The sequence below is a fragment of the Agromyces sp. P1_H4 genome, from assembly GCF_056405255.1.
Map to the genome: position 1 here is coordinate 1 of NZ_JBFUCL010000040.1, position 16,911 is coordinate 16,911.

The 16,911-nt window shown below is 71.8% G+C and carries 19 protein-coding genes and 1 pseudogene; 6 read left to right on the plus strand and 14 right to left on the minus strand.

Annotation, left to right across the window (positions count from 1 at the left end):
* Positions 1-105 precede the first annotated feature (105 nt).
* From AC1DY2_RS04535 to AC1DY2_RS04565, 7 genes are all read right to left on the minus strand, one after another.
* Positions 106-315 carry a hypothetical protein gene (locus AC1DY2_RS04535; protein WP_476761326.1) on the minus strand — a complete coding sequence of 70 codons (210 nt, stop codon included), beginning with the start codon at positions 313-315 and terminating at the stop codon, positions 106-108.
* A 116-nt stretch (positions 316-431) separates the two neighbouring features.
* Positions 432-1,655, minus strand: a complete 1,224-nt coding sequence (locus AC1DY2_RS04540) for a kynureninase (protein ID WP_476761342.1) — start codon at positions 1,653-1,655, stop codon at positions 432-434.
* Between the two features lie 32 nt (positions 1,656-1,687).
* Complete coding sequence (locus tag AC1DY2_RS04545) at positions 1,688-2,698, minus strand: amidohydrolase family protein (RefSeq protein ID WP_476761327.1); 1,011 nt, start codon at positions 2,696-2,698, stop codon at positions 1,688-1,690.
* Positions 2,699-2,701: 3 nt separating this feature from the next.
* Positions 2,702-3,589 carry a tryptophan 2,3-dioxygenase gene (kynA, locus tag AC1DY2_RS04550; RefSeq protein ID WP_309976405.1) on the minus strand — a complete coding sequence of 296 codons (888 nt, stop codon included), beginning with the start codon at positions 3,587-3,589 and terminating at the stop codon, positions 2,702-2,704.
* Positions 3,590-3,687: 98 nt separating this feature from the next.
* Entirely contained in the window at positions 3,688-5,166 is a 1,479-nt protein-coding gene (locus tag AC1DY2_RS04555; RefSeq protein WP_476761328.1) for a DHA2 family efflux MFS transporter permease subunit, read from the minus strand.
* A 128-nt stretch (positions 5,167-5,294) separates the two neighbouring features.
* On the minus strand, positions 5,295-5,894 hold the full coding sequence (locus AC1DY2_RS04560) for a TetR/AcrR family transcriptional regulator (RefSeq protein WP_476761329.1): 600 nt from the start codon (positions 5,892-5,894) through the stop codon (positions 5,295-5,297).
* Between the two features lie 16 nt (positions 5,895-5,910).
* Positions 5,911-6,657, minus strand: a complete 747-nt coding sequence (locus tag AC1DY2_RS04565) for a class I SAM-dependent DNA methyltransferase (protein WP_476761330.1) — start codon at positions 6,655-6,657, stop codon at positions 5,911-5,913.
* 171 nt (positions 6,658-6,828) lie between these two features.
* Between AC1DY2_RS04565 and AC1DY2_RS04570 the strand changes: the two genes are divergently transcribed.
* Positions 6,829-7,482: a TetR/AcrR family transcriptional regulator gene (locus AC1DY2_RS04570; RefSeq protein ID WP_476761331.1), complete on the plus strand. Its 654-nt coding sequence runs from the start codon at positions 6,829-6,831 to the stop codon at positions 7,480-7,482.
* A 197-nt stretch (positions 7,483-7,679) separates the two neighbouring features.
* Here AC1DY2_RS04570 and AC1DY2_RS04575 read toward each other — a convergent pair whose 3' ends face one another.
* Positions 7,680-8,534, minus strand: coding sequence for a VOC family protein (locus AC1DY2_RS04575; protein WP_476761343.1), 855 nt, complete (start codon positions 8,532-8,534; stop codon positions 7,680-7,682).
* 202 nt (positions 8,535-8,736) lie between these two features.
* Between AC1DY2_RS04575 and AC1DY2_RS04580 the strand changes: the two genes are divergently transcribed.
* Complete coding sequence (locus AC1DY2_RS04580) at positions 8,737-9,264, plus strand: DUF1269 domain-containing protein (protein ID WP_476761332.1); 528 nt, start codon at positions 8,737-8,739, stop codon at positions 9,262-9,264.
* Here AC1DY2_RS04580 and AC1DY2_RS04585 read toward each other — a convergent pair.
* From AC1DY2_RS04585 to purD, 3 genes are all read right to left on the minus strand, one after another.
* The gene (locus AC1DY2_RS04585; protein ID WP_476761333.1) at positions 9,221-9,706 is read right to left on the minus strand and encodes a YybH family protein; all 486 of its coding nucleotides are present in this window, start codon (positions 9,704-9,706) and stop codon (positions 9,221-9,223) included. The genes AC1DY2_RS04580 and AC1DY2_RS04585 overlap by 44 nt on opposite strands.
* Before the next feature lie 98 nt (positions 9,707-9,804).
* Positions 9,805-10,746, minus strand: coding sequence for a phosphoribosylaminoimidazolesuccinocarboxamide synthase (locus AC1DY2_RS04590; RefSeq protein ID WP_476761334.1), 942 nt, complete (start codon positions 10,744-10,746; stop codon positions 9,805-9,807).
* A 45-nt stretch (positions 10,747-10,791) separates the two neighbouring features.
* On the minus strand, positions 10,792-12,102 hold the full coding sequence (gene purD, locus AC1DY2_RS04595; RefSeq protein ID WP_476761335.1) for a phosphoribosylamine--glycine ligase: 1,311 nt from the start codon (positions 12,100-12,102) through the stop codon (positions 10,792-10,794).
* A gap of 103 nt (positions 12,103-12,205) precedes the next feature.
* On the opposite strand from purD, the gene AC1DY2_RS04600 reads away from it, so the two are divergent.
* The 4 genes from AC1DY2_RS04600 (at position 12,206) to AC1DY2_RS04615 (ending at position 14,093) form a co-directional block, all read left to right on the plus strand.
* A complete protein-coding gene (locus AC1DY2_RS04600; RefSeq protein ID WP_476761336.1) occupies positions 12,206-12,613 on the plus strand; it encodes a sterol carrier family protein in 408 nt (135 codons plus the stop codon).
* Positions 12,614-12,687: 74 nt separating this feature from the next.
* Positions 12,688-13,125, plus strand: coding sequence for a LapA family protein (locus AC1DY2_RS04605; protein WP_476761337.1), 438 nt, complete (start codon positions 12,688-12,690; stop codon positions 13,123-13,125).
* A 72-nt stretch (positions 13,126-13,197) separates the two neighbouring features.
* Positions 13,198-13,623 carry an SRPBCC family protein gene (locus tag AC1DY2_RS04610; protein WP_476761338.1) on the plus strand — a complete coding sequence of 142 codons (426 nt, stop codon included), beginning with the start codon at positions 13,198-13,200 and terminating at the stop codon, positions 13,621-13,623.
* Positions 13,620-14,093 carry a MarR family winged helix-turn-helix transcriptional regulator gene (locus AC1DY2_RS04615; protein WP_476761339.1) on the plus strand — a complete coding sequence of 158 codons (474 nt, stop codon included), beginning with the start codon at positions 13,620-13,622 and terminating at the stop codon, positions 14,091-14,093. Before AC1DY2_RS04610 ends, AC1DY2_RS04615 begins: the two co-directional genes overlap by 4 nt.
* Here the strand turns inward: AC1DY2_RS04615 and AC1DY2_RS04620 are convergent.
* The 3 genes and pseudogenes from AC1DY2_RS04620 to AC1DY2_RS04630 form a co-directional block, all read right to left on the minus strand.
* Entirely contained in the window at positions 14,090-14,983 is an 894-nt protein-coding gene (locus tag AC1DY2_RS04620; RefSeq protein ID WP_476761340.1) for an alpha/beta fold hydrolase, read from the minus strand. The genes AC1DY2_RS04615 and AC1DY2_RS04620 overlap by 4 nt on opposite strands.
* 95 nt (positions 14,984-15,078) lie before the next feature.
* Positions 15,079-16,536, minus strand: a complete 1,458-nt coding sequence (purF, locus tag AC1DY2_RS04625) for an amidophosphoribosyltransferase (RefSeq protein ID WP_476761341.1) — start codon at positions 16,534-16,536, stop codon at positions 15,079-15,081.
* Between the two features lie 117 nt (positions 16,537-16,653).
* A pseudogene (locus AC1DY2_RS04630) lies at positions 16,654-16,911 on the minus strand (glutamine amidotransferase); the annotation flags it as partial.

The following is a 16,911-nucleotide window of genomic DNA, read 5'->3' on the forward strand; positions in this document are numbered from 1 at the left end:
TGCTGCCGGTGCCGCTGGTGCCGGTGCCGCCCGCGGCCATCTCGCTCATGGTCGGACCGCCGTGCGCATCCGCATCGCTCCTCGCGGTCGTGCCGGTCGTCTCGCTCATGCGCGACCCCCAGCCGTCTGGGCGCGGACCTGGCGCCGGGCCTGGGCCCAGGCCTTCTCGCGGGCCTTGATGACCTTCGGGTTCGTCCAGAACGCCTCGCTCGCCGCCGAGTACTCCCGCAGCCGCGGTGCGAACCGCCGGCCGAGCGCGGCCACGATGCTGACGACCCCGAGGATGATCATGGTCGTTCGGATCTGCCGTGGCATGTCGCCCCTCTCCGCCGTCGACGGGCTCGACGGCTCCTGGGGCCAGCATGCGAGGGCCGCCCGGCGCGGTCGAGCCGATTGACAGCCCCGAACGCGGCGAGTAGAACCCGTCCCGCTCAGGCCAGTCCGGCCCGCTCGGTGAGCACCGTCCTCAACGTGTCGCGCGTCGCCTCGAGGCCGCGGTGCACCTCTTCGAAGCTCGTGGACAGTGGCGAGAGGCCGAGCCGCAGGCCGCCGGGGTCGCGGTAGTCGGGGATGACGTCCTGCTGCCAGAGCCGCGCGGTCACCTCCCGCATCGCGGGGTGGTTGAGCGTCACGTGCCCGCCGCGCTCCTCGGGGTCGAGCGGTGAGGCGAGCGTGACGCCGAGCGGGCCGAGCCACTCGTCGGCGACCGTGATGGCGAACGAGGTGAGGGCGACCGACTTCGCGCGCACCGCCGGCATGCCGGCCTCCTCGATCATCGCGAGGGTCTCCTCCATGGCGATCATGCCGACGATGGGCGGGGTACCGCTGATGAAGCGACGGATGCCGGTGGCGGGCGTGTACACGGGACCCATCCTGAACACGTCGGCCGTGCCCATCCAGCCCTGGATCGGCTGGCTCAGGACACCCTGCAGGTCGTCGCGCACGTAGGCGAAGGCCGGGGATCCCGGACCGCCGTTCAGGTACTTGTACGTGCAGCCGACGGCGAGGTCGAAGCCCCAGAGGTCGGATTCGATCGGCACCGATCCGGCCGAGTGGCACAGGTCCCAGAGGATGAGCGCGCCGGCGTCGTGCGCGATGCGCGTGAGCTCGGGCGCGTCGGCGAGGTAGGCCGAGCGGTAGGCGACGTGGCTGAGCACGACGAGTGCCGTCTCGGGGCCGGCCGCCTCGGCGAGCTGCTCGGGCGTCACGCCCGACGCGGGGTCGACCTCGATCCAGCGCAGCCGCATGCCCCGCTCGGCCGCGATGCCCTCGAGCACGTAGCGGTCGGTCGGGAAGTTGTCGCTGTCGACGATGATCTCGCGGCGCGCGGGATCGCGGGCGAGCTGCGCGTCGACGGCGGCGCGGCAGAGCTTGTAGAGGAGCACGGTCGTGGAGTCGCCGATCACGGTCTGCCCGGGCTTGGCCTCGATGACGGCGCGGCCGATGCGGTCGCCGATCTCGAACGGCAGCTGCATCCATGACTCGTCCCAGCCGCGAATGAGCCGGCCGCCCCAGTCCTCGCGCAGGAAGCGCTCGACGCGTTCGATCGCCGACACCGGCGGGCGGCCGAGCGAGTTGCCGTCGAAGTAGACGAGGTCGGTGTCGGTGCCGGCGAAGCGCTTGCGGTAGTGGGCGAGGCCGTCGGCGCGGTCCATGCGGCGGGCGTACGCGAGATGCGGGTCGAGGGTCACAGGAGCTCCAGGTCTTCGGTGGGCACGACGCACGCGGTCGCGAGCCACTCAGGCAGGTCGTGGATGGTCGAGGGCGGCGCCCCGGGCACGAAGGTCGCGATGCCCTCGGCGCGGGCCTCGCGCGGCCAGGGGTCGGTGATCGCGGCGATCACGTGGGCGGCGTCGAGCCCGGCGGATGCCAGCAGGGCGAGCTCGGCCGGGTTCACGCCGAGCGGCTGGTCGCCGTTGCCGAGGTCGGTGCCGTAGAGCACCCGGCCGCCGGCTGCGGCGAAGCGGCGAAGGTTGTCGGCGGCCCGCTCGGCGTCGGGCGTCGCCTCGCCGTAGCCGGCGACGTAGAGCGTCGAGATCCAGCGTTGTCCCATCGCGACGGCCCGCGCGATCAGCTCGTCGTCGACGACCTCGGTGAAGGGCGTGTGCGCCAGTGTGTCTACCCCGGCGTCGACGGCGAGCCGGGTCATCCCGTCGCCCTCGACGTGGGCGACGACGGGCAGGCGGAGCCGACGGGCGGCCGCGACGATCGCGTCGAGCGTCGGCCGGTCGAACACCGGTCCCGCGGCCGCGTTGAGGGCCACCTTGATGACGGATGCCCCGAACGCGTGCTGCTCGCTCACCGCCGTCTCGGCGGCCGACGGCAGCGCCGACCGTCCGTCGCCGTGCTCCGCCGGGATCTCGCGCGCGCAGCCGGGCGAGGCCCACGCCCGCCCCACCGGATACCCGCCGGGAGGGGTGAGGAACGCCCCGGCGAAGTCGGCCCGTGGCAGGCCGCCGCGGTGACGCCGCGCGGCGACCAGGTCGGGCGGCGCGCCGAGGTCGACGAAGCCGGCGATCGCCGTGTCGGCCAAGGCGTGCTCGCCGATGATCATCAGGTGCACGTGGTGGTCGACGAGCGGCGGCAGCATCGTGCCCGTCTGGCCGGGGTGGTCGCCGTTCAGCGAACGACGCACCGCCGACGCAAGTGGGCCCAGGTCGAGCACGGCCTCGGTGCGGGTGTCATCGGGTCGTGGCATCCGTCAACCAGGGATCTCCGTGCGCACGGCGTACAGCTCGGGGAAGAACGTGAGCTCGAGGGCGCGGCGCAGGAAGGGCGCGCCGCTCGATCCACCCGTGCCGGTCTTCGACCCGATGATGCGCTCGACGGTCTTCAGGTGCCGGAACCGCCAGAGCTGGAAGTTGTCCTCGAGGTCGACGAGCTCCTCGCACGTCTCGTAGGCGGCCCAGTGCTCCTCGGGGTTCGCGTAGATCGCGGCGAACACGGGCACCAGCTCGGGCTGGAACGTCCACGCGAGTGTCACGTCCCGCTCCAGGATCGCCGCGGGGATCGGGTACCCGGCGCGGGCGAGCAGCCGGAGGAACTCGTCGTAGATGCTGGGCGAGTCGAGCGCGTGGCGCAGGATGGCGCTCGCCGCGGCATCCGACTCGAAGACCTGCATCATCTTCGCGTTCTTGTTGCCGAGCACGAACTCGACCGCGCGGTACTGGTAGGACTGGAACCCGCTCGCGTTGCCGAGCACGCCGCGGAACTGCCCGTACTCGGTGGGCGTGAGCGTCGCGAGCACCGACCACTGCTCGGTGAGCGTGCGCTGGATGTGCTTGACCCGGGCGACGCACTTGAGGGCCGGGGCGAGCTCGTCGGCCCGCAGCAGGTCGCGCGCGGTCTCGAGCTCGTGCAGCACGAGCTTCAGCCACAGCTCGGTGGTCTGGTGCTGGATGATGAACAGCAGCTCGTCGTGGTGCTCGGGCCGCGAGATAGGCCGCTGCGCCGAGAGCAGCGTGGGCAGGTCGAGGTACCCGCCGTAGCTCATGCGGTCGCTGAAGTCGGTGACGACGGATGCCTCGATGCGGCGGGTGTTCGCCGCGACGGGCTGCTCGGGTTCGGCGTTCTCGGCGGATTCGGCCACGCAGCCAGCCTAGCCGCGCGCCTGCGCCCCGATCGTCCCGGATGGGACGAGCGAGGCGCAGTGAGGGGTGGATGCGGGACGGATGCCGCGACTGCGCGTCAGCGCGTCGTGCCGGCGCCGACGTCGGCGCCGCCACGTCCGCGGAGCACCAGCGCGATCACCGCGGCGACGACGGCGAGCCCGGCCGCGCCGAGGTACACGAGCGAGAACCCGCCGGCGAGGGCCGCCTCGGTCGTGGCGCCATCGGCGGCGAGTGACTCGGTGCGGGAGGCGGCGAGCGTGGCGAGCACCGCCATGCCCAGCGCGCCGCCGACCTGCTGGCTCGTGTTGACGAGTCCGCCGGCGAGGCCGGCTTCGCCGCCCTCGACCCCGTGCACGGCGAGCTGCGTCGCGGTGACGAAGGCGCCGCCGAGTCCGATGCCGATGAGCAGGGTCGGGCCGAGCACGTGCACGAGGAAGACGGCGCCGGCCGGCGCGGCGGCGAGCCAGCCCAGCCCGCCCGCGAACACCAGCAGCGAGACAGCAAGGGTCGGGCGCACGCCGAACCGGGCGACGAGGGGCGGCACGGCCCCGGCGACGACCACGAGCGCGATCGCGAGCGGCAGCTGGGTGAGCCCGGCGCCGAGGGAGTCGAGGTGCATGACCTCCTGCAGGTACACCGAGAGGGCGAAGAAGAGCGCCACCATCGCGCCGCCGAGCAGGAGCATCACGACGTTGCCCGCGCTGACCGAGCGGTTCGCGAAGGTCGACAGCGGCAGGAGCGGCTCCGCCGCGCGTCGTTCGACGACCACGAAGGCGGCACCGAGCACGATCGCCGCACCCAGCAGGCCGAGCACCACGGGGTTCGCGAAGCCGAGCTGCTCGGCGCTCGTGAGGCCTGCGACGAGGGCGACGAGCGCCCCGGTGACGGTCGCGGCGCCGGCGAGGTCGAGTCGCATGCCTGCGCCCGGCTGGTCGCGGCGGATGAGGAACGGGATGGCGACGAGCACGATGACGCCCACCGGCAGGTTCACGAAGAACACGGCCTGCCAGCCGAAGGCGGCGGTGAGCACGCCGCCGAGCAGCACTCCGGCAGCGCTGCCGGCGCCGGCGACGGCGCCCCAGATGCCGAGCGCCCGAGCCCGGTCGCGGGTCGACTTGAAGAGGCGGGTGACGAGGGCGAGCGACGCCGGGGCGAGCAATGCGGCGGACGCCCCCTGCAGCGCGCGGGCGGTGAGGAGCATCTCTCCCGACACCGCCAGGCCGGCGAGGGCGGATGCGGCGATGAACGATCCGGTGCCGATCAGGAAGATGCGGCGGTGCCCGAACCGGTCGGCCAGGCGGCCGCCGAACAGGAGCAGGCTGCCGAACGGCAGCACGTAAGCCGTGATCACCCAGGCGAGCGCGCCCGGGCCGAGCCCGAGGTCGGCGCCGAGAGTGGGAATGGCGATGTTCACGATCGAGGCGTCGAGCACCACGAGGAACTGGGCGAGGGCGAGCGCGGCGAGCGCCCACCAGCGCCGGGAGAGCGGTGCGGTCGGTGCAGCGGGCGCCGATCCGGTGGGCGTCGGGGCAGTGGAGACGGAGACGGGAGTCATGAGCGTTGTTCCTCTTCTGCGCGGTCGTTGTCGCGCGGCGGGTGAGTGAGTGGTCAGTCACTTGGCAGGCCAATGAATCGCCGACCGAGGCGGCCGGCGGCGGCGTCAGGGCACGAGGCCCGACGGTCTCACGAGTCGCCTCCTTCCGTGATCTCGGCGGGCGTGACGGCGCCGAACTCGGGGTGACGGATGCCGAGCGCGAGCGTGCGAGCCCAGGGCTCGGGTGCGTCGTCGAGGTCGAGCGTCACGACGAGGTGGCAGAGCTGCCCGAATGCGATGAAGCGCTGCACCGCGGCATCCGAGGCACCGGATCGCGTGGCGGCGAACTCGGTGACCCGGGCGTAGCCGCGGCGCAGGGCCGCGCCGATCTCGGGCACCTCGGCGGCCGACTGCGCGTGCACCTGCAGCATGAGGAGCGACCGATCGGCGATGAGCTCTGCGTAGGCGAGGCCCATCGCGTCGAGCACGCCCTCGGGAGTGTGGTCGGACGTCGCCTGCGCGCCGCGGCCGAGGGCGTCGACCACGTCGTCGAAGCAGGCGTCGAGCGCTCCGACGAAGAGCTGCTCCTTGCTCGGGAAGAGCTTGAAGACGTAGGCCGACGAGATGCCCGCCTCGCGCGCGACATCCGCGACGGTGGTGCCGCGGTAGCCCGTCCGCGCGAACGCGGCCACGGCTGCACTCGTGACGAGGGGGCGCCGTTCGTCGGCGGTGGAGAGCTTCGTGCGCATATGAGTGACTGTACACTCACTCAGCTCGGTGCGCAAGGAGGTAGACCGACACGTGCGAGATCGAGTCCGCCGTGAAGGCGGATCCCGCCCAGTCGGCATGGCGGGTCTCGAGCTCGAAGCCGGCGAGGCGTGCCATCAGGTCGAGCTCCGATGGCCAGATGTACCGGTGCGGACTGCGCTCGACGCGCGCCTCGCGGCCGTCTCCGAAGTGGAAGTGGTGCGAAACGACGCGCTGCTCGAGCACGTCGATGGTGTCGAGGCCGATGTAGCCCGGCTCGACCGCGAACACGGAGGCGCGCTGTCCCGGCGGCAGCACGCGCAGCTGCGGCACCCACAGCTCGATGACGAACCGGCCACCCGGCGACAGGTGGCGCGCCGCGTTCCGGAAGCACTCGACCTGCTCGTCCTGCGTCAGCAGGTTCGAGATCGTGTTGAAGACGAGGTAGACGAGGGTGTGCTCGCCCGGCACGCGGACCGTCGTCATGTCGCCTTGCATCACGTGAACGGTGTCGTCGTCGGCCTTCTCGCGGAGTCGCTCGATCATCGCGGTGGAGAGCTCGATGCCGGCCACGCGGATGCCGCGGTCGGCGAGTGGGATCGCCACGCGACCCGTGCCCACCGCGAACTCCACGACCGTGCCGCCCTCGGCCAGCGCTGCGAGGCGGTCGACCGCCGGATCGAGCACCTCAGGTGCGAACATTCCCACGCCGGGTGTGTCGTAGCGGCGCGCCGTGTCGGCATCCCAGATCTCGTCCTGGTCCATTCCGACATCATGCCAGCGCGCGGAGCGGGCGCGGCGGGCAGCCCCGCCGGTCAGACCGGCCCATCGCCCGCCGCGCCGCATCCCTCTCCCCCAAGAGGAGCCGACTCCGAACCGCAAGGAAACGGAGTTGACTCTCCGAATGATAGCCCACCCAGGGCGTACAGTGAACTCGTGAACCCGACGGCGTCGCCGCGTCGCGACGCGCGACGCAACCACGAACGACTCCTCGCCGAGGCCCGGATCCTCTTCTCGGAGCGCGGCATCGACGCCCCGCTCGACGAGCTGGCCACCCGGGCCGGCGTCGGCGCGGGCACCGTCTACCGGCACTTCCCCAACCGCGATGCCCTCATCCGCGAGCTCTACGACACGGCCATCGGCGAGCTGCACGACTTCGCGCCCGAGATCCTCGGCGCCGAGACCGGATGGCGCTCGATCGAGCTCTGGCTGGAGCGGCTCGGCTCGTGGGTGGCCGAATCGCCGTACCTGCCCGGTGTGATGCGGCGCGTCGCCGAACTCGACCCCGGCCATCAGCCCGGCGCGGAGTTCGCCGACGTGATCGACGGGATCGTCGCACGGGCCAAGGCGGAGGGCGCGCTGCGCCCCGACGTCACCGCAGTCGACATCAGCGTGCTCGTCGACATGCTCGGCTCGGTCGGACAGTACGGCGGCGCCTACCTGCCCTACTGGCGCCGGCAGCTCGCCGTGGTGCTCGACGGCCTGCGCGCGCGTCCCGACCTCACGCCGTTGCCGGGCGACGGCCAGGCGTTCGGCGAGTTCCACGAGATGTCGCACGCGAAGGGTCCGCGCTCGGCGCCTCGCGAGTGACCCGCGGCCCGACGCACTTCCTGCCTGCGCCGACCCTTCTCCTGCGCGTCTTGGCGGATATATGATCCGCCACCCCGAGTGATCCGCGCGAACCGCGGCGCGCGCGATCGTATATCCGCTGATGCGTGCACTTCGGGCGCGCGGGTCGCGTGCGCGTGCGCGTGCGCGTGCGGGTGCTGGTGCGGGGCCAGGGGGCCTCAGGCGCCGGATGCCGCGGCGGCCCGCACCTCGACGAGGTTCGCCCACGGGTCGTCGAAGGCGAGCACGCGACCGTCGTGGCGCACCGGGACGCCGTAGTGCGTCATCCGCTCGCCGAGCTCGCCGAGGTCGTCGCCGCCGGGGACGACGATCTCGACCTTCCCGAGCCCGAGCGCGAAGCCACGTCGGCCGGCGCCGGCGCTGTTCCACGTGTTCATCGCCATGTGGTGGTGGTAGCCGCCGGCTGAGACGAACAGCGCCCCCGGCCATCCGTCGGCGGTGGTCTCGAAGCCCAGCCGGTGCACGTAGAACTCGCGAGCGCTCGGGATGTCTCCGACCGAGAGATGCACGTGCCCCACGACGGCGTCGCCGACGCCCAGGCCGGATGCCGCGGCATCCGCTGCCCCCTCGGTGAGGTGGTCGCGCAGATACGCGTTGGGGTCGAGGAAGATCGTGGCCATCTCGATCTGCCCGTGGGTCCAGCTCCACGTGGAGCGGTCGCGGTCGAAGTAGAGCTCGACGCCGTTGCCCTCGGGGTCGGTGAAGTAGAAGGCCTCGCTCACGAGGTGGTCGGCGCTGCCCGTGAAGGTGCCGAGGTACTTGGAGGCGACGGAGAAGATCGCGGTGGCGAGCGCCTCGCGGGTGTCGAAGAGGATCGCGGTGTGGAACAGACCGGCCTCCCGCGGCGAAGCGTGCCGCAGCTCCGGCGCGTGCTGCAGGATCACCACCGGCGTGGTGCCCCGACCGAGCACGGCGACGGGGCCGTCATGGCTCAGGAGTTCGAGGGTCACGCCGTCGCGGTAGTAGCGGATCATGCCGTCGAGGTCGCCCACGCGCAGCGTCACGGCACCCATGCCGGTGTCGGCCGCGAGGAGTCCGGCGTTCGGCGCCGCGCCATTGGTTGTAGTCACAACTAATGATAACCCCGTGTTCGCGAGGCATATTCCGCCAGGTCACGGTGCGAGCCTTGTCGCCCCCTGCCTCACGCTCCTATCGTGGACGCATCGCCGCTCCCGGGGGCAGTCGACTGGGGAGCGCTCAACGAGGGGACGACTCATGGGAATGGACAACCTGGCGCTGTACGTGGCGACCTACGACACCGCCGACGCGGCCACCGAGGACTACAAGTCGCTGAAGGCGGYCGAATCCGACTCCGATCTCGAGGTCGTGTCGTCGGTCGTGATGCACCACGACGACGAAGGGCGGGTCAGCGTCGACGAGCACGGCACCGGACAGGTTGCGAAGGGCGCGTGGATCGGCGGCGCCGCCGGACTCGTGCTCGGCCTCTTCGCTCCTCCCCTGCTGGCGGCGACTGCCGTCGGCGCGGGCGTGGGCGCGATCGCCGGCAAGATCGCGAAGAAGCGCGACGAGAAGAAGGTCGGCCTCGAGCTCGAGGAGTACCTGCCGAAGGGCTCCTCCGCGATCATCGCCGTGATCGACGACCGCTACCTCGACCGCATCGACGCGGCCCTGGGCAAGGCCGTCAAGAAGGTGAACAAGGCCATCGACCGCGACGACTACGAGGAGCTCCAGAAGGCCATCAACGAGGGCGGCGACAAGATCGCCAAGGCCATCGCCTCCTAGCCCGACCGGATGTCGCGCCGGCGGCCTCGGTCGCCGGCGCGATCCGCTCGCACTCCACCAGCCAGACGCCGTCCACCCGGCGCAGGCCGAGCACCGTCTCGAAGCGCACGGTTCGCCGCCGTGACAGCGGTCCAGTCACGAGCGCATCGAGGCTGCGGCAGAACGCGAGGTCGCCGGCGACGCTCACGGTGAGGTCGAGCACGCGGTGGTCGATGGGATCCGGGAAGCGGCGGAACCAGGCGCGGATCCACGCGACCCGCCGTGCCTCGTCGGCGAACGGGCTCAGGGGCGGTGCCACGCCGAACGTCACCGCGTCGGGCGCGTAGCGCGACGCCAGGTACTCGGCGTCACGGGAACGGATCGCCGCCGCGCGCTTGCTCACGAGCCAGGCGACCTCGGCGGAGTCCACGGCCGATTCAGTGAGTTCCGGCGTCGTTCGCATGGGGCCTCCCCTGGCGCCCGGGTGGCGCCGTCACAGGGACGACGAACGGATGCCGCCGAGAACGACACTCCGTGCGATGCGCCGCGGCCGTCGCCGGCTCAGCCTCGGGCGGTGAGGCGCTCGAGCAGCTCGCGGTAGCGGCCCGCCGTCTGCTCCACGATCTCGCGCGGGAGCGTCGGCGGCGCCTCGAACGCGGCCTGGTCCCAGTTGACCGTCAGCCAGTCGCGCACGATCTGCTTGTCGAAGCTCGCCATGCGCTGCTCGGGCGTCGCGCCGGACTCGTACGCCGCCGCATCCCAGTACCGGCTCGAGTCGCTCGTGAGCACTTCGTCGGCGAGGGTCACGATGCCGGTGTCGCGATCGGCGCCGAACTCGAACTTCGTGTCGGCGAGGATCAGCCCCCGCGCCTCGGCGACGGCAGACGCGCGCTCGAAGATCTCGATCGACAGCTCGCGCAGCTGTGCCGCGACGGTCTCGCCGACGATCTCGGCCGTGCGCTCGTACGAGATGTTCTCGTCGTGCGAGCCCATGGGCGCCTTCCAGGCAGGGGTGAAGAGCGGCTCGGGCAGGCGGTCGCCGTTCGAGAGCCCCTCGGGCAGTGGGATGCCGCCGATCGCGCCCGTCGCCTGGTACTCCTTCCACCCGCCGCCGGTGATGAAGCCGCGCACGACGCACTCGATGGGGAACATGTCGAGCGTGCGGCAGAGCGTCGCGCGGTCGGCCACCTCGTCGGGGATCGCCGGCACCTGCAGGCGGTCGTCCTCGGCATAGGCGAGGTGGTTCGGCACGTCGGGCAGCTGGTCGAACCACCAGCGCGTGAGCGAGGTGAGCATGGCGCCCTTGCCGGGGATCGCGGGCTCGAGCACCCGGTCGTAGGCGCTCACGCGGTCACTGGCCACGACCAGCACCACCCGCGAGGCGCGCAGCGGGTCGCCGGTCCAGGAGTCGTCGTCGTCCATCGCGGCCGTCGGTACGTAGAGGTCGCGCACCTTGCCCGAGTAGACATGCGTCCAGCCCGGCAGTTCCATCGCGTCGTCCATGCGTTCGGCTCCTTCACTGTGCGGCGCGCGAGGGGCGCGCCGCGGTCACTCCGCGACGCGCGCGGCGATGTCGGTGCGGTACTGGCCGCCCTCGAGGCGCAGATGTCCGAGCGCCTCGTAGGCACGGCGTCGGGCATCGGCGAAGTCCGATCCGACGGCGACGACGTTGAGCACCCGGCCGCCCGTGGCGACGAGCGGCGCCGACCCCGTGTCGTCCGTTGCGCCGATCGCCGTGGCGGCGTGGGCCACGTGCACTCCCGCCACGGATGCCGCGGCGTCGAGTCCCTCGATCACGCGGCCGGTCTCAGGGGCCTCGGGATACCCCTCGCTCGCGAGCACGACCGTGACCGCGGCATCCGCCCGGAACTCGGGTCGGGGCAGCTCGCCGAGCCCGCCCGTGGCCGCCGCGAACAGCAGGCCCGACAGCGGCGTCGCGAGACGCGGCAGCACGACCTGCGTCTCGGGGTCGCCGAAGCGGGCGTTGAACTCGATGACGCGGATGCCGCGGGGCGTGAGGATAAGGCCCGCGTAGAGCAACCCGATGAACGGGGTCTGCTCGACCGCGAGCTGCTTCACGGTGGGCAGCGCGATGGTCTCGATGACCTCGTCGACGAAGGCCTGCTCGCTGCCGAAGTCGTTCGCCAGCCACGGCAGCGGCGAGTAGGCGCCCATGCCGCCCGTGTTCGGTCCCTGGTCGCCGTCGCGCAGGCGCTTGTAGTCCTGCGCGGGGGAGAGCGGCAGCACGTTGGTGCCGTCGGCCAGGAAGAAGAGGGACACCTCCTGGCCGTCGAGGAACTCCTCGACGAGCACGGGTCCCTGCTGCAGGTAGTGGGTGGCGTGCGCGAGCGCGGCGTCGCGGTCGGTGGTGACGAGCACGCCCTTGCCGGCCGCGAGGCCGTCGGCCTTCACCACGTAGGGCTCGCCGAACTCGTCGAGCGTCGCCTGCACGTCGGCGAGCGTGTCGGCGAGGCGGGCGCGGCCGGTCGGGACGCCCGCCGACTCCATGATGCGCTTGGCGAACGTCTTCGAGCCCTCGAGTGCCGCGGCCGCCTTGCCCGGACCGAACACGGCGATGCCGCGAGTGCGCAGTGCGTCGGCGACGCCCGCGACGAGCGGGGCCTCGGGCCCGATCACGACGAGCTCGATGTCGTTGTCGATCGCGTAGTCGGCGACGATGACGGGGTCGGTCGGGTCGAGCGCGATGGTGGTCACGCTGCCCCGGCCCGACGAGGTGGCGGATGCCGCGATGCCGGCGTTGCCCGGAGCGGCGATGAGCTCGTGACCGGCCTCCTCGTCGAGGAGCGCGAGGATGATGGCGTGCTCGCGCGCGCCCGAGCCGAGGACGAGGATTCTCACCGGTTCAGGCTACCCGATGGGGCTCGGGCGCCTCGGGCCCGGGGCGCCCCGTGACGGCGCGACGGACGGGGCGCCTGACGGTGCCGTGCGGGAGGATGGGGGCATGGCACGAGCACGGATCGACGACGACCTCGGACGCGCGGCACTGACCACGATGCTGGCCATCGCCGAGGCGAACGGCATCGACCAGGCCGACGGGCCCGCGCTCGCGGCATCCGTCGACCGCTCGACCCTCGCGCTCGTCGTGCGCTACACCCTGCAGCTGCTGGCCGAGCAGGCGCCCGGCGGCACGGTCGAGGTGCGCGTGCCCCCCTATGCGGCGGTGCAGTGCGTCGAGGGTCCGAAGCACACCCGGGGCACGCCTCCGAACGTGATCGAGACGGATGCCGGCACCTGGATCGCGCTCGCCAGGGGCACGCTCTCGTGGGCCGACGCCAAGGCGTCGGGGCGGGTGCACGCCTCGGGGCAGCGGGCCGACCTGACGGGTCATCTCCCGGTGCTTCCGGCGTAGCGGCACCAAGGGCGCCGCCGAGCGCAGGCCGGCGGGCGGGCCGAGCGGCATCCGCCGGATGGGACAATGGAGGGGTGAGCGACCCTCAGAACCTTCCGCAGCCGTACGAGCCCGAGCGTGACCCCGAGACCGGGGCCGCACCCGAGGCCGACGCTGCACCCGCCCGGCGCGTGGAGCACATGGAGATCGACGAGCCCACCGAGACCGAGGTCACCGATGACGTCGTGACCGTGCGGCGCGCCCCCCGGTATGGACGGTTCATCACGCTCGGCGCGCTCCTCGGTGCCGTGGTCGCGCTCATCCTCACGTTCGCCTTCTCGGGCCAGCCGGTCGACGGGGTGGCGTCCCCCGGCTTCGACAAGGGCCAGGTGTTCGGCTTCCTGCTGCTGGGCTGCGCGGCGATCGGCGCGATGCTGGGCGCCCTGGTCGCCCTCGTGATCGACCGTGCCTCCGCCAGGAAGGCGAAGTCGGTGACGGCGCTGCACGAGTCGACCTACCGCGCGGACGACTAGTCGCACGTTCGGGACTGGCGCGCGTCCTGTGCCGGGCATATAGTAAGCGTACTTAGTAGATCGGGGCGCGTGATGTGGACGACGACGTATGAGGCCTCGACCTCGGCCGATGCCGGGGCCGTCTGGGCGGCATTGGCCGCCTTGCATTCCGGCACGAGGCTGGGCCCCGGCTCCGACGACTTCGAGCTGCACGGTCCGCTCGCCGTCGGAACGCGGCTGACCGTGACGCCCCAGGGGCAGGACGCGATGGAGTCGGTGATCACCGAACTCGAGCCCGAGCGCGTCTACGCCGACCAGACGGTGTTCGGCGGACTCGTGCTGACGTTCCGTCATCGGCTCGCTCCGGCGCCCGGCGGAGGCACGGCGGTCTCGCACACCCTCGAGATCACCGGCGACGACGCGGACGCGGCCGGGCCGGAGCTCGGACCGCAGATCAGCGGCGACTTCCCCGACGCGATGGCCGAGCTCCTCGCCGCCGCCGAGCAGCGGGCCGCGTGACGCACGAGCTGCAGACGGAGTTCCCGGATGCGTCCGACAGCCCCGGGCTGGCGCTCTGGCGGGTCACCCACAGTTGGCAGCGGGCGATCCGCGACGCCCTCGAGCCGTTCGAGCTCACCCATATGCAATTCGTGCTGCTCGCTTCGCTGACGTGGATCGACCGTTCCTCTCCAGTGACGCAGCGCGAGCTCGCCGACCACGTCGGCATCGACATCATGATGACGTCGCAGGTGCTGCGTGCGCTCGAGGGCAAGGGGCTGGTCGAGCGTGCACGGCATCCCTCCGACGGACGCGCCTTCGCGCTCGAGCCCACGGCGACGGGGATCGCGCTGGCCAACCGGGCGAACGCCGCCGTCGAGCGCGCCGACCGGGCCTACTTCGCGCCGCTCGGCGCCTCGGTCGCTGGCTTCACGAGACAGCTGAACGCCCTCGACCGCCCCCACGCCCGGCCGCACGAGACCGGTCGCTAGCGCCGGAGGCTGAGCACGGCGTCGGCGAACTCGCGCGGCGCCTCCTGCGGCAGGTCGTGGCCGATGCCGGGAAGCTCGCGGAACGCGTAGGCGCCCGTGAACCGCTCGCGGTCGCTCTCGCCGCCGGGCCCGCCGACGCCGTCGGCTCCGCTCTCGAGCACGACGGTCGGCACCGTGATGGGCGGCTGGGCGGAGGCCGCCGCCTCGAGGTCGGCGTAGCGCGGATCGCCCTCGGTGAGCCCGTACCGGTGCCGGTAGGAGTGGATCACGACATCGACGAAGTCGGGGTTGTCGAGACTGGGCGCGCTCGCGGCGAACGCCGCCGACGCGCCGGCCCACTCGGGCGACCACGTCGTCCACAGCAGCTCGCAGAGTTCGCGCCGGTACCGTTCGAGCCCGCGACGCCCGCGCTCGGAATGGAAGTAATACTGGTACCAGTACGTGCGCTCCCACTCGGGCAGGGCCGGCTCCTGGCCGAAGCCGGCGCCGAACAGGTTGTAGCCGCCGACCGTGACGAGGCCGCCGACGCGGTCGGGGTGCACTGCCGCGACGATGCACGACGCGCGGCCGCCCCAGTCGTAGCCGCCGACGATCGGCCGGTCGACGCCGAGCGCGTCGATCAGGTCGAGGAGGTCCTGGGCGAGCGCCGCCTGTTCGCCCGAACGCATCGTCGCGGCATCCGTGAACCGGGTCGGGCCGTACCCGCGCAGGTAGGGCGCGATCACGCGCATGCCGGATGCCGCGAGCAGGTCGGCGACCTCGTCGTAGGCCCGCACGTCGTAGGGGAACCCGTGCGAGAGCACCGCGACCGGCCCGTCGGGCGGACCCGCCTCCTCGTAGGCGATCTCGAGCATCGGGGTGCGCGCGCTGCCGCGGCGAGTGAATCCCATGCGGCCAGTGTGGCGCACGCCACCGACGTCATGCCCGGCTCGGCCGCGCCGCGCCGCGACGCGATGGCCGATGACACGGCGCCCGCGGCATCCGCTCAGCTGAGCTGGGTCTTCTCCACCCACTCGAGGTACTCCTCGGTGACCGTGCCAGTGACGTACTCGCCGGTGAAGCACGACAGGTCGAGCTGCTCGATCGAGGTGCCCTGGGTGATCGCGGCCTGCAGGTCGGCGACCTCCTGGTAGATCATGTGGTCGGCGTTGAGCTCGCGGGCGATCTCGGGGATCTTGCGGCCGTGCGCCACCAGCTCCTGCCGGCTCGGCATGTTGATGCCGTAGACGTGCGGGTAGCGCACCGGGGGAGCCGCCGAGGTGAAGGTGACCTTGTTGGCGCCGGCGGCGCGGGCCATCTCGACGATCTCCTTCGAGGTCGTGCCGCGCACGATCGAGTCGTCGACGATGAGGATGTTCTTGCCCTTGAACTCGGTGCCCATGGCGTTGAGCTTCTGGCGCACCGAGCGGCGGCGCTGCGCCTGCCCCGGCATGATGAAGGTGCGGCCGACGTAGCGGTTCTTGTAGAACCCCTCGCGGTACTCGATGCCGAGCTTCTGGGCGACCTGCATCGCCGCGGGTCGCGACGAGTCGGGGATGGGCATGACGACGTCGATGTCGCCCTTGTCCATGTGGGTCTCGATGGTGGTCGCGAGCCGGTCGCCCATGCGCAGGCGCGCCTCGTACACCGAGATGCCGTTCATGACGGAGTCGGGGCGGGCGAGGTAGACGTACTCGAACGAGCACGGCACGAGCCGGGGGTTCTTCGCGCACTGGCGCGAGATCATCCGCCCGTCGAGGGTGATGAAGATCGCCTCGCCCGGCAGCACGTCGCGCACGATCTCGTAGTCGCCGTTCTCGAGCACGAGCGATTCGGAGGCCACGATCCACTCGTCCTTGCCGGCCTCGGTCACGCGCTTGCCGAGGATGAGCGGGCGGATGCCGTAGGGGTCGCGGAACGCGAGCAGGCCGTAGCCCGCGATGAGCGAGATGACCGCGTAGGAGCCCTCGACGCGCTCGTGCACCTGCTCGACGGCGGCGAACACCTGGTCGGGGTCGAGGTCGAGCCCGGTGATCTGCCCCTGCAGCTCGGTCGCGAGCACGTTGAGCAGCATCTCGGTGTCGCTCGTGGAGTTCACGTGGCGGCGGTCGATGTTGAACAGGTCGCTCGAGAGCTCACGCGTGTTCGTGAGGTTGCCGTTGTGCACGAGGATGATGCCGTACGGCGCATTCACGTAGAACGGCTGCGCCTCCTCCTCGCGCTCGGCCGCGCCCTTCGTGGTGTAGCGAACGTGGCCGAGGCCCATGTTGCCGAGCAGCGAGCGCATGTCGCGCGTGCGGAAGGCCTCACGCACCTGGCCGCGCTGCTTCGTCATGTGGAAGACCGGTCCGTCTGCGGTCGCGATGCCGGTGGAGTCCTGCCCCCGGTGCTGCAGCAGCAGGAGGCTGTCGTAGATCTGCTGGTTGACGGGCTCGGTGGAGACGATGCCGACGATGCCGCACATGCGAGCTAGGGCTCCTCGTGGGGGTGGGTTGAGCGTCCGAGCAGGACGATCCATCCTCCCACACGCGCGCGTGTGAGCCGCCTGAACGGCACCTCCTGCTCAGCTGAGCGGATGCCGCTACCGGGCGTGACGCTCGACGAAGGCCCGCAGCATCCGGCTGGGGTGCGACACCTCCGCCCGGCGCACCGCGGCGAGCGTCGGCTCGAGCTCGTCCGCCGCGAAGTAACCGTGGTTCGCATAGGCGTGGATGCGCACGGTGATCGCGTCGACGTCGAGCTCGGGGTGGAACTGCGTCGCGTACACGTTCGTCCCCACCCGGAACATCTGCACCGGGCAGGTCGGCGACGACCCGAGCAGGGTCGCCGACGCCGGCAG

What these genes read in the sequence shown, in the direction of transcription:
- AC1DY2_RS04565 (WP_476761330.1), bottom strand. Translation starts at nt 6,657, where the DNA reads ATGGACCAGGACGAGATCTGGGATGCCGACACGGCGCGCCGCTACGAC.
- AC1DY2_RS04535 (WP_476761326.1), bottom strand. Translation starts at nt 315, where the DNA reads ATGCCACGGCAGATCCGAACGACCATGATCATCCTCGGGGTCGTCAGC.
- AC1DY2_RS04575 (WP_476761343.1), bottom strand. Translation starts at nt 8,534, where the DNA reads ATGGGTGCCGTGACGCTGCGCGTGGGCGACCTCGACGGCATGATCCGC.
- AC1DY2_RS04620 (WP_476761340.1), bottom strand. Translation starts at nt 14,983, where the DNA reads ATGGGATTCACTCGCCGCGGCAGCGCGCGCACCCCGATGCTCGAGATC.
- AC1DY2_RS04540 (WP_476761342.1), bottom strand. Translation starts at nt 1,655, where the DNA reads ATGGACCGCGCCGACGGCCTCGCCCACTACCGCAAGCGCTTCGCCGGC.
- AC1DY2_RS04610 (WP_476761338.1), top strand. Translation starts at nt 13,198, where the DNA reads ATGTGGACGACGACGTATGAGGCCTCGACCTCGGCCGATGCCGGGGCC.
- AC1DY2_RS04585 (WP_476761333.1), bottom strand. Translation starts at nt 9,706, where the DNA reads ATGCGAACGACGCCGGAACTCACTGAATCGGCCGTGGACTCCGCCGAG.
- AC1DY2_RS04555 (WP_476761328.1), bottom strand. Translation starts at nt 5,166, where the DNA reads ATGACTCCCGTCTCCGTCTCCACTGCCCCGACGCCCACCGGATCGGCG.
- AC1DY2_RS04560 (WP_476761329.1), bottom strand. Translation starts at nt 5,894, where the DNA reads ATGCGCACGAAGCTCTCCACCGCCGACGAACGGCGCCCCCTCGTCACG.
- AC1DY2_RS04545 (WP_476761327.1), bottom strand. Translation starts at nt 2,698, where the DNA reads ATGCCACGACCCGATGACACCCGCACCGAGGCCGTGCTCGACCTGGGC.
- AC1DY2_RS04590 (WP_476761334.1), bottom strand. Translation starts at nt 10,746, where the DNA reads ATGGACGACGCGATGGAACTGCCGGGCTGGACGCATGTCTACTCGGGC.
- purF (WP_476761341.1), bottom strand. Translation starts at nt 16,536, where the DNA reads ATGTGCGGCATCGTCGGCATCGTCTCCACCGAGCCCGTCAACCAGCAG.
- AC1DY2_RS04600 (WP_476761336.1), top strand. Translation starts at nt 12,206, where the DNA reads ATGGCACGAGCACGGATCGACGACGACCTCGGACGCGCGGCACTGACC.